General features: G+C 60.7%; 7 protein-coding genes and 3 pseudogenes (1 of these 10 only partly in view). 4 read left to right on the forward strand and 6 right to left on the reverse strand.

Annotated elements, in window-relative coordinates; translation table 11 throughout:
- Positions 1 to 187 precede the first annotated feature (187 nt).
- Together C448_RS12395 and C448_RS12400 are read left to right on the forward strand one after the other, a co-directional pair.
- Positions 188 to 1,033 (forward strand): DUF7260 family protein, encoded by an 846-nt coding sequence (locus C448_RS12395; protein WP_004055286.1) that lies wholly within the window; start codon positions 188 to 190, stop codon positions 1,031 to 1,033.
- 165 nt (positions 1,034 to 1,198) lie between these two features.
- A complete protein-coding gene (locus C448_RS12400) occupies positions 1,199 to 2,437 on the forward strand; it encodes an MFS transporter (RefSeq protein WP_004055288.1) in 1,239 nt (412 codons plus the stop codon).
- A 474-nt stretch (positions 2,438 to 2,911) separates the two neighbouring features.
- On the opposite strand, the gene C448_RS12405 is transcribed toward C448_RS12400, so the two are convergent.
- The 5 genes and pseudogenes from C448_RS12405 to gfcR form a co-directional block, all read right to left on the reverse strand.
- On the reverse strand, positions 2,912 to 4,213 hold the full coding sequence (locus C448_RS12405) for a mandelate racemase/muconate lactonizing enzyme family protein (RefSeq protein WP_004055290.1): 1,302 nt from the start codon (positions 4,211 to 4,213) through the stop codon (positions 2,912 to 2,914).
- A gap of 59 nt (positions 4,214 to 4,272) precedes the next feature.
- On the reverse strand, positions 4,273 to 4,431 hold the full coding sequence (locus tag C448_RS17245; protein WP_455429057.1) for a hypothetical protein: 159 nt from the start codon (positions 4,429 to 4,431) through the stop codon (positions 4,273 to 4,275).
- A 4-nt stretch (positions 4,432 to 4,435) separates the two neighbouring features.
- Positions 4,436 to 5,588 (reverse strand): annotated as a pseudogene (locus C448_RS15680) (HAD family hydrolase); the annotation flags it as partial.
- A gap of 47 nt (positions 5,589 to 5,635) precedes the next feature.
- Positions 5,636 to 6,544 carry a dihydrodipicolinate synthase family protein gene (locus C448_RS12420; RefSeq protein WP_004055292.1) on the reverse strand — a complete coding sequence of 303 codons (909 nt, stop codon included), beginning with the start codon at positions 6,542 to 6,544 and terminating at the stop codon, positions 5,636 to 5,638.
- 407 nt (positions 6,545 to 6,951) lie between these two features.
- On the reverse strand, positions 6,952 to 7,584 hold the full coding sequence (gfcR, locus tag C448_RS12425; RefSeq protein ID WP_004055294.1) for a transcriptional regulator GfcR: 633 nt from the start codon (positions 7,582 to 7,584) through the stop codon (positions 6,952 to 6,954).
- Between the two features lie 556 nt (positions 7,585 to 8,140).
- On the opposite strand from gfcR, the pseudogene C448_RS17115 reads away from it, so the two are divergent.
- Positions 8,141 to 8,250 (forward strand): annotated as a pseudogene (locus C448_RS17115) (IS1595 family transposase); the annotation flags it as partial.
- A gap of 214 nt (positions 8,251 to 8,464) precedes the next feature.
- Here C448_RS17115 and C448_RS12430 read toward each other — a convergent pair.
- A complete protein-coding gene (locus C448_RS12430; protein WP_004055296.1) occupies positions 8,465 to 9,841 on the reverse strand; it encodes an IS4 family transposase in 1,377 nt (458 codons plus the stop codon).
- A gap of 65 nt (positions 9,842 to 9,906) precedes the next feature.
- Between C448_RS12430 and C448_RS12435 the strand changes: the two are divergent.
- A pseudogene (locus tag C448_RS12435) lies at positions 9,907 to 10,715 on the forward strand (IS1595 family transposase) (it continues 83 nt past the right edge of the window).

The following is a 10,715-nucleotide window of genomic DNA, read 5'->3' on the forward strand; positions in this document are numbered from 1 at the left end:
ACATCGCTCCACCCGATCGACCAGCACTGGTCACCCGAAGAATTCTAAACCCGTACTCACCACGGAAATCTTCAACCAACTGTTCTACACCGCGACCAAGAGTGAGACTGGCCGACAATATATGCGGGTTTCGTTAGTGTTGTACTCGGCGAATAGAACTATAGTAGCCCGTTCCGTATTGCCAATAATGACCACTCGTTTCGTCCCGACCACGACGCGGTCCGCAACAGAGGTCGTCAAGAGCGATCGTGAATGGACGACCGACGAGCGCGATGCATTCGCGTCATTCACCGATCGCATCACCGACCTCAACGCAGTGGTAGTCGACCCAACAACCGACGACTTCCAGCGGCCATCGGCACAACTGTTGGTCCCATCGCCTCACGCATCGAGTGCGGCTACCTCGCTTGAGGAAGTCCGTGGCATCTACCGCGAGACGGTCATGGCTGTCGATCATTACACCGATATCTACGATGATACGCTCGAGGAAAGCCTTGCTCAGGAGTTCGGATCAGCGGTTGCTACTATCGTGCTAACCAGCGACCAGCTCACACCACAACTCCGCGATCAGCTCGTCGAATGCAGCCAACAGGCGCGTGAGAGCCGCCACTCGCTGCTGCAAGGCCTCAAAAGCGAATATAGTGCTCTCGAGACTGCCGACGAGAAGCTGACGCGCTTGGGATCTGATCTCGACGGGATCGTGGGGACGTGCTCGTTCGAAAAGTGGACCGACAGGGCACTCGCTGATGCTGACGAACGCCTGTGCTCGCGCAAACACGAGTGCGAGCAGCTACTCACCGATCGACAAGCCACTCTCGGCGAACAGCGCGTTCCCAGTACCCATCGTACTGATCACGAGTTCAACGAGTACCTGTACGGATCACTCTCCGTGACCTATCCCGTAGTGTCTGATACGATCAGTCTCATCGGTACCCTTCGTACTGCCCACCAGAGTGTTGACCGTGCACTCACCGGTCGCGGACTCAGCTCCGACGAAGAATCAGCCACTGCTTCCCACGGAAAGTGTGACTAAAAGCACGAACAGGTAGAGAAATCGTGGCTCTGCCACCGCCCCTCTGGGATTAGTTGCCCAGAGTGTAGCAATCTGGCAGCTACACCATGCGTTCTGCGGTGAGTCAGTACGTTTTACCAGCCCACATGGCTACCGTGCATAGTGAAGCGAGTCTGGGACTACCGAGTGACGCTTGTCGCTCTCTGTACGCTGGCGTTTTTCGCGACGATGGTCGCTCGGTTGGTAATCAGTCCGGTGGTGCCGGAGATCGTCGAGACGTTCGATTCGTCGACCGGTGTTCTCGGACTCGCTCTGACTGGCCTCTGGATGGCGTACGCTTTCGCACAGTTCCCGAGCGGTGTTCTCGCCGATCGATACGGCGAGCGGATCATCATCCTCGTGGCGATTGGATTGACCACGGTCGCCAGCGCCCTGCTCGCGCTCTCGCCGTCGATGCCGGTTTTCCTCATCTTCACGCTGATTTTAGGTGGCGTTGCAGGGTTGCACTACAGCGTTGCGACGACACTCTTGACCCGGGAACTGAACAACATCGGCACTGCGATCGGTCTTCACAACTCGGGTGCTCCGTTGGCGGGATTGCTCGCGCCGATCGCGGCGGCCGCTGTCAGTCAGTGGTTCGGCTGGCGAGCTGCGATCGCGCTCGGAGCCGTGGCTGCGTTACCGGTGTTCGTTCTCTTTCGATGGAAGGTACGCCCAACTGAACCCGCGCGGCCTGAACAGTCGATGGGCGATCGATTTGCTCTCAAGCCGGTCGTGGAGCTACTCTCCCGGCGGAAGATCGCGTTCACTGCTGTGCTGGCGTTTCTGTTCGAATTCATTTGGCAGGCGACGGCGTCGTTTCTCCCGACGTTTCTGATCGCGTATCACGGCTACTCGGTGACGTTCGCCAGCGCGCTGTTCTCGGCGTATTTCGTCATTCAGGGGCTCACACAGCCTGGCATCGGATCGCTGTCGGATCGGTACGGNTTCGCCAGCGCGCTGTTCTCGGCGTATTTCGTCATTCAGGGGCTCACACAGCCTGGCATCGGATCGCTGTCGGATCGGTACGGTCGCGAGGAGACGGCGGGGTTTTGTGCAGTGCTCGGGATCAGCGGGTTTACGCTGCTCCTCGTCGGGTCACGATTGGCGGTGCTTCTCGTTGGCATCGTTCTCATTGGCGTCTCGATGGGGGGGGGCGCAGCACTCCTGCCACGGTTTATGGATAACCTGTCGGATGAAGAACGTGGTGCTGGATTCGGTCTCGTGCGGACGGCGTACATGATGATGAGCGCGACTGGAAGCGTCGTCGTGGGCACGATCGCGGATACTGCAGGCTGGGGAATCGCTTTCGGCACCTTCGTTGTGTTTCTCTCAGTGATCTGTCTGTCGCTTGTCGGCAATCGAATGCTTGACCTCGGCTTTTGAATCGAAAATACCGTAAACACGATATCGGTGCTGGAGGACCAGATGTGTATCGGAGTCGCCGCTCTGAATTTCTATTGAGCGACGTAGTCGAAAGCAGTTAGTCGAAGTACCCGCAGACGAACGCACGGTTGTGGATCTCTTTTGATCACATCATGCCTTTCGCCAACAACGTCGTGAGCACGCTTTTGGCGGTGACACATGACAAATATAATACTGGTCAGGGATTCAGAGCTGTTGGTGAAGCTCGTCGCGTCGTTGTCAGAGAAGCGCTCTCTTCGGGTCAGTCCAAGATCGGCGATGTCGAGCGTGCTGAACGTCTCGACATCGCGCTCGTGTGCCCAGTCTCGTGGCTCGATCCAGAACGAGTCTCTCACCGATTCAGATATCGGGGTCACTGGCCTGCGGAGCACCACCGACCCAATTTTCCCTCACAAGTCGAACAGCGCAAATCGAAGAGTTGCTGGCTCGACGGAGCTACGCTTCGTCGAACAGCTCCTCACCGTCGACCATATGCTCGGCGACGGCATCCATATCGAGCGTCAGCCCGAGCCCCGGTTGCTCAGGGATCTCGATCGCGCCCTCTCGGATGACTGATTCCTCGACGAGCTCCTCCCACCAGCCGAGCTGGTAGGAGTGGTACTCGACGGCGAGCGAATTGGGGATGGCCGCGCCGACGTGAGCGCTCGCCATCGTCCCGATGGGTGAGGCGACGTTGTGCATCGCCACCGGGACGTAGTAGCTGTCGGCCATGTCGGCGACTTTTCTCGTCTCGCGCATCCCGCCCATCTTCGGGAGATCGGGCGCGACGACGTCGACGGCCTGTTCTTCGAGGAGGCGACGGTAGCCGTGCTTGCGATAGACGTTCTCGCCGGCGGCAATCGGCGTGGTCGTGCTGCGGGTGACCTCGTGCTGGACGTCGTGGTTCTCCGGCGGAACGGGATCTTCGAGCCACCACACATCGTGATCNTCGTGCTGGACGTCGTGGTTCTCCGGCGGAACGGGATCTTCGAGCCACCACACATCGTGATCTTCGATCGCCCGCGCGATGCGTTTGGCGCTCCCACCGGTGAACGCCCAGTGGCAGTCGAAGGCCGCGTCGGCACGCCCGTCGAGGCGTTCGGTCACCGCTCTGACGATCTCGGCCTTGTGATCGATCTCCTTGTTCCGGAGGTGGCGGTTGGCCTTGTCCTTCTCGTGGCCCGAAGGGACGTCGAGATCGAACTTGAGTGCGTCGTAGCCCAGTTCCTCGACGACGCGTTCGGCCTCGTCGGCGTTGGCCTGCGGGTCTTCCTCCTCGCCCGCGTGGCAGTCGCAGTAGACGCGCACCGAGTCACGATATTTCCCGCCCAACAGCTGGTAGGCTGGCAGTTCCAGGATCTTGCCCGCGAGGTCGTGGAGGGCGATCTCGATGCCAGAGATAGCCGTGATGACCGTCCCGCCGATCGATCCCTCCCCGGACATTTTCTGGACGAGATGCTCGAACAGGCGGTCGATATCGAGCGGGTTCTCGCCGACGACGAACGGTGTCATCCGGGCGATGATCTCGGGCACGCCAGCCCCCCAGTAGGCCTCGCCCGTGCCGACGATGCCCGCGTCGGTGTAGATCCGGACCAAGGTCCACGGGAAGTTGCCATCGACCATCGTCGTCTGGACGTCCGTAATCTCGACGTCGCGCCCGCCGCCGCGTTTGGCTTGCACGCCCATTGTCTCCGAGGAGAGATCACGCATTGTGTACTCCGCGTTCGGGTCGTGCAGGTCGGCATAGTCTATACCCATAGCTCGATGTTTACTCTCACCCTAATAAATAGTTACAATCGGTTTGAGTGTGTGACTCGCTATGCGGCCGGGAACAGTGTCGAGAGGACGAGCACCGCTCGCGAGGCGTGTTCGGGCGCGGCGGCGATCCCCTTCCCGTCGGCGACCCACTCCATCACGCGCAGGTCGGACTTCGAATCGCCCATCACGAGCGCGAACGGGTCGTCGACGCCGAGCACGTCGAAGGNCGCGCAGGTCGGACTTCGAATCGCCCATCACGAGCGCGAACGGGTCGTCGACGCCGAGCACGTCGAAGGCCGCCTCGACGCCCGCGACCTTGTTCAGCTCCAGACTGCCGACCTCGGCGGCGTCGGCTTCGTAGTAGGCGACGTCGATGCGCTCGAAGGCCCCCGACAGCGCCGCCGGCAGCTCGTCGGGATCGCGTTCGGATAATCGGTCGTGACGTTCGAGCACGCCACGGATCTCCGTGTCGGCCGCGGCGTAGAATGCCCGTGCCCACTCGCTTCCCTCCTCGCTGTCGGTTCCCTCTGCCACGACCGTCCCGAGCAGATCGACGAGATAACAGAGTGCTCGGTCGATGATCTCCTCGGCCTCTGGACTGCCGGTCTCGGCGTTCGGTTTCAGAGTGACGTTGAACTCGTTGCCTTGGAGATGACAGCCCTCCCGGATCCTGTCGGGGGCCTCGGGCAACANCGTTCGGTTTCAGAGTGACGTTGAACTCGTTGCCTTGGAGATGACAGCCCTCCCGGATCCTGTCGGGGGCCTCGGGCAACACGCGCGAGCGAAGCGCGTAGAAGACGTCCTGGATCCGCTCGTCGAGGCGCTCGTAGAGCAGCTTCTTCGTCTCCGAACCGTGGCCGGGTGTGAACACGCCGGTACCGGCCTCGTAGACGATGCTCAGGGTTCCCGAGTGGACGAGCTCGCTGCCGAGTCCCTGGATGGCGAACCCCTTCACGTTCTCTAGGGTCTGGCCGGTGCAGATGACGACCGGGATGCCCGCCTCGTGGAGTTCGGTCAGGTAGTGGAGCGTCTCGCGGGGGATCTCGTTGTCGGTGCCGCCCGCGGATCTGAGGGTTTCGTCGACGTCGAGCACGAGGACGTTCACCCCGCGGTCGTGTTTGGTCAGGAGATCGAGTGCAGTGAACGCCTCCTCACGGCTGGCGTGGGCGGCGATGTCCGCGAGCGTTGCGCCGTACTGGAAGGCGTCACGGATTTTCCCCTTTCGTTCGTCGAGTTCGGTGGCGATCTCCTGGTAGCCTTCGAGCGCGACGCGCGAATCGACGGGCGGGAAGACATCGATGAACCGCTGGTGGTCGCGCAGGCCGTCGGTGTCGAACGAATCGTAGAGCTTGTAGAGGAGATCGTACCGGTCCATAGTCGACCGGGGGGTGCCGAGCGCATAAGCGTGTTCGCCCGCCCGATTCAGAGCAGATCTTCGGCGCGGATAGCGGCTTCGAGCGCCGATCGCTCCTCGTCGTCCATCCCGCGGAGCGGACTCCGCAGCGGGCCGGCGTCGAATCCACGCAGCGAGAGTGCGGCCTTCACGCCGGCGAGATATGGCCCGCCCTTGAACGCGTCGCGCACCCGATAGAGGGTGCTCTGGCACTTGCGTGCGTGCTCGATGTCGCCCGCCGAGTACGATTCGTGGAGATCGACGAGCAGTTCGGGGAAGGCGTTCGCCACCGCGCTCACGCCGCCGGTACAGCCGACGCGCCGCCCGGGGAACTGCAGCGAGTCCGATCCGGCGAGGAAGACGAGCTCGGGATGGTCGTCGATGGCGCGGCTGAGCCAGGGGACGTCCTTGCTCGAATCCTTGACGCCAACGAGCCCGTCGATCTCGGCGAGCGCGTCGAGCGTCGCGTGGCTGAGTGCGTTGCCCGTTTTGGAGGGGATGTGGTAGACGTAGATCGGGAGCTCGGTGGCCTCGGCGACGCGGCGGTAGTGTTCGACCGCGCCCGTCTCGTCGACCGGGTAGTAGTAGGCTGTGACGACGACGAGCCCGTCCGCACCGGCGTCGGCGGCGCGTTGAGCGCGGTCGACCGTGTGATACGTGCTCGGCGCACCGACGCCCGCGATGACTGGCACCTCGCCACCGACCTCGTCGACGACCGCCTCGACGACGCCGGCCTGTTCGTCGCCGTCGAGCAGGGCGAACTCGCCGTTCGTCCCGAGCGGGAAGACGCCGTGGACGCCCCGATCGACGATGAACCGGGCGTGGTCGGCCGTCGTTTCGTAATCGACGGATTCGTCCTCATCGAAGGCCGTCACCATCGGCGGGATGACGCCGCCGAGATCGAGCGGATCGTCGTTTGTGGTCGCGTCGTGGCTCATGGCGTTTGTTCTCGGTGTGTAATCATAAACGTCCGGGGGAGCGGATTCCGCAACACCTACCGTGCCGCCCCCGTAGGTCGATTCATGACACCGGACGTGCTCACGCTCGGCGAAACGATGGTTCGTGTGACAACACCTTCGAAAGCCGTCGCCACCAGTATGCTCAACTGTGCAGCGGGTGAGTTCGTCTCCCGGACCACTGGATTGGTCTCCAGAGCACGCTCTATCGGGTCCACAAGGCGTTTAAGCGATGTCCGTACCTGGCTGGCACGAAGGCTGCGCTGTCGCTGCGTGGATTCAATACTGGCCCGCTTCGGAGTTCGCTCCATGGAATGAGCAACAGATACCGGGGTGAGCTCGAAACCCGACTCTGGGAGTGGATGTGTTGTTAGAAACTCCGGGACCACTCACTCCTTGTCGCTACCCACACGGATGACCTGCAGAAGCGATGCCACCGATACGCCGTCGAGTTCCTTGACGCCACGCTTATCCACTAACACGGCACACCCAACCGGCGTGCCGCCTTCCTCAGAGATCGCGTCGATAGTTTCGGTCATCGTCGTACCGCTGGTGATGGTGTCATCCACGATGTAACAGTTCCGGCCATGGATCCTTGCAAAGTTGCGTGAGAAGGTTCCGCTCAAGTCCTCGATATCGCCTTCCTCCCACTGGTGTTTCCGGGGGACGTAGGTAGCGAGATCCGCATCGAGTTCGACCGCGACCGTCGTCGCCAGCGGCGTTCCGGCCTTCTCGATGCCGACCACGAGGTCGATATCGTCTTCGTTGCCGAGGAGATCGGCCATCGCGTGCCCGACATCCGAGAGTCGCGTGCTATCGCGGCCGAGCGCGCTCCAGTCGACGTGGATGTCTTCGAGCGCATCCGACGACTCTCGGGCGGTCGTGTCGCTGCCCTCGCCGCGGTCGACCAGCCAGCTCGCCGTCTCGCGTGAGACATTCAGCTCGTCGGCGATTTCACCGTTCGAGAATCCTTGACCTGCCAGCTCGTCCGCGCTCTCGATGAGGCTGTCGACGTTTTTCATAGTCGGAGGTTGCATTCAGGGGTGATAGGTGTGTTGTCGTTAGCCAGCGACCTGCCGTCGGTCTGCATGTTTCTGCGTTCGGCTCCATCGACACGGGTATAGATCGGTATGATATCGTCGCTTACTGTATTCGCAAGGAAGAGGATCACATCTTTACTGGCCTGAATTTACTGGGTTTCGCGTCGATTTGTGACTCCACTAGAGAGTGACAGCGGGCGACCGACGCTCGAATACGTGAGCATAGGTCGCTTCTTTGGCTGTTTTCGGCCAGCTATGTGTGAAACACCCCCAGCGTGCAAAGCCGAGGTCGACGCTAACGGATCGGTCTGCCGAATCGTACAGCAGTGATTTCAGGCGATATTGGGTGACGGGTAGTGCGGAATTCTTAGACGGGCTCATTTGTTGAACCTAAAACACTATTCCCTATACATACAGATGAACTTTTTGGTCATTTATCATCGTTATCTTATCTCGAACTCACAAGAAAAGTCGCTCTTGTGTAGCGTAGCGGAACCGAGTCACGGAGATTACGGCATCCCGCCGACAGCAGTCGTACATGACCAATGAACGCGCTGCTCTNTTGAGCAACTCGTTGACCTCGGAGCAATAGAGTTTCGGCCGGAGCCGCTCGACGCCATCGTCGAGCGGCGACTCAAAGCCATCTGGACCCACTGGTTATCGCTTAAGCCCAGAATGAGCGGTGAGTGCGGAAGCTGGTTTGCTGAGTGCTGTGGGATTTCTCAGAAGTAGAGCACGAACCGCCGAGTAGAGATCGATATTGCTGGAATCGACCAATCACAGATTCGTTTCCGTTCAGAAACGCGCCTAACCGAGAGCGTTGCCACTCAACACGAAGCTTTCCCGGCTCGGCTGACGGTCGTCAGCCGGGCCGGATCGTCGCCAGTTCACCCGCGTTTCGCACGTTCGGATCGACGCTTCCGTGAGCCACTCGCTCCGTGAGCGCGTGGCGATCCACGTTCGGGTCGATCGCTCCCTCGACGATCGCGGACCCGGCCCCGTCCCACCCATACCCGAGCTGTTCAGCCAATATCCGTAGCAAATCACCGCTAAACAGGTTGATTCGCTTGGAAAACCTCACCGGCTCGATCCGATCTTCCTCCTCGACTGATCGCTGTGAGGCGGGTCCGAGCCGTGCTCGTACCCGCCGCAGTAGATACCGACTCACCAGCACCATCAACAGCGCCGCCATCATGAAACACTCAACTGCTGCCTCCCGTCGCACCGTCATTTCGTCCAACTCGAACACTGATTTCAGCTCGTCGATGACCGTTTCCACGCTCCAGCGGTTGCTGTACAGCGCCGCGAGTTCTCGCGGCGCGAACGCGTCTGCTGGGAGATTCGTCGCATACAGGTGATAGTCGTGATCGGCCTCGACCTCCTCCGTTCGGTGATCGTCCTCGTCGTCTTCGTGGCGGACGCCGACGACTCGAACATCGTACGGAAGGTGCGGATCGTCTCGATCCGCACCGATCGTCCCCGTTGAATCGATAATCTGCCGATAGAGGTCGGGCAGCACCTCCTGGAGGTGGCTGCCCTCCAGATCAATCGTATCACCACACCAGGTTCGGAGCTCATCGATGATCTCAGGGTTTGCGTCGACGTTGAGCCGGCTCACGAACCAGCCGCCATTGCGGTCGATCCGTGCTAACCTCGCGTAGTCGAGGTAGCCGAGATCGAACAGGACCAGAGAATCTTCGACCCAGTCACCGATCTGGAGCTGCGTGGTTTCTTGGGTGCGAGCGTCAGTGATCGACGAAAAGACCGGAGCTCGCGAGGCGAGCGACTCGATCACGTGGAGCTTCGCTCCAGCGTGATCGTCACCTAATCCGGGGAACTCCTCGAAGGATTCCGCAGAGAGCGTACAGATGGTCCCATCCGAGATGAAGACATCTCGGAAGCGCTCGAAGCGGCCTTCGAGCGCTGATTCTGTTTGTCCAAGCTCGACGCTGATGTAGCCACAGATGTCCGCAAGTAGCTCGGTGAGTTCAGCTGTAACCCACTGCTGAATGGACGAATACGCAACGGAATCGTTGGTGAAAGCCTTGTAAAGGTCTTGAACGGCAGCGAGAGACCCATTGGATTGGGTAGTGCCGAACGTGAACGACCAGAAGAACGGAAAAGCGTCGATGAATCGGTCGCGTTCAACAAGGTCGGTAGCGCGAGCGTGCTCGCGCACCGACCGTGGCGGAAGCAGATACCGGAGTTCTTGGCCGAGGATATGGAGCCATCGATCCATGAGTTCCGGCTGACGCGGGAGACAGTAGCGCCTGCTGATCCGGACGAATCCTTAAGCGATAACGAGTGATCTGGACCACCCGTATCTGCCCGAACTGTGACGCCGACGCCCTCCACGCTCTCGATGGTTCGGCCCGTATCTGGTGTGGCCGCTGTGACTGGAAAACCACCCACACCCGCGGCACACCCTTCTATGACTCGGAACTCGCCCCCGGCGAGTTCCTCGTCGCCTTCGTCCTTTACGCTGATTCCCTCCTCAGCNCTCAGCATCAACCAAATCGCACCGCTGCTTGACCGCGCCTACAAAACCGTCTTCGAGGCAATTAGCGACGTGGAAACCGCGTTCGCTCGCGGTTTCCCGACTGTTTGGGAACGCATCGAGCACACGATTGCTGGGCCGACACAGGTGGACGAAACTCAGCGGGTGTGCTCGGGGTTCAAAGGCCAGAACCCACCGCGGGACGGACTGTCCCGCGGCGGGTCCCCTGGACCCGGACGGGCGCGATGGACAGGAGAGCAGGGCGATGAGATGACGCTCGTCGCGGCCTGCCGCGACGTGCTCCAGGTGATCTCAGCCGAAGAGGGGTCGAAATACGACGAGAACCTCGGGCCAGTNGAGATGACGCTCGTCGCGGCCTGCCGCGACGTGCTCCAGGTGATCTCAGCCGAAGAGGGGTCGAAATACGACGAGAACCTCGGGCCAGTAATTGAGGAAGCAGGCGATCTCTCCCAGCCGCTGGGAGAGATCTGGACCGACGAGCTTCCCGCGTATCAGCAAATGGAATACGAGCATCGAACCGTTGTCCACGACGATGAATACGTCTCGGACGACGGTGTCCACACGAATCAGGTCGAGTGCCTCTGGTCGTTAGTGC

It is taken from the genome of Halococcus morrhuae DSM 1307 (genome assembly GCF_000336695.1).
Classification (GTDB): Archaea; Halobacteriota; Halobacteria; order Halobacteriales; family Halococcaceae; genus Halococcus; species Halococcus morrhuae.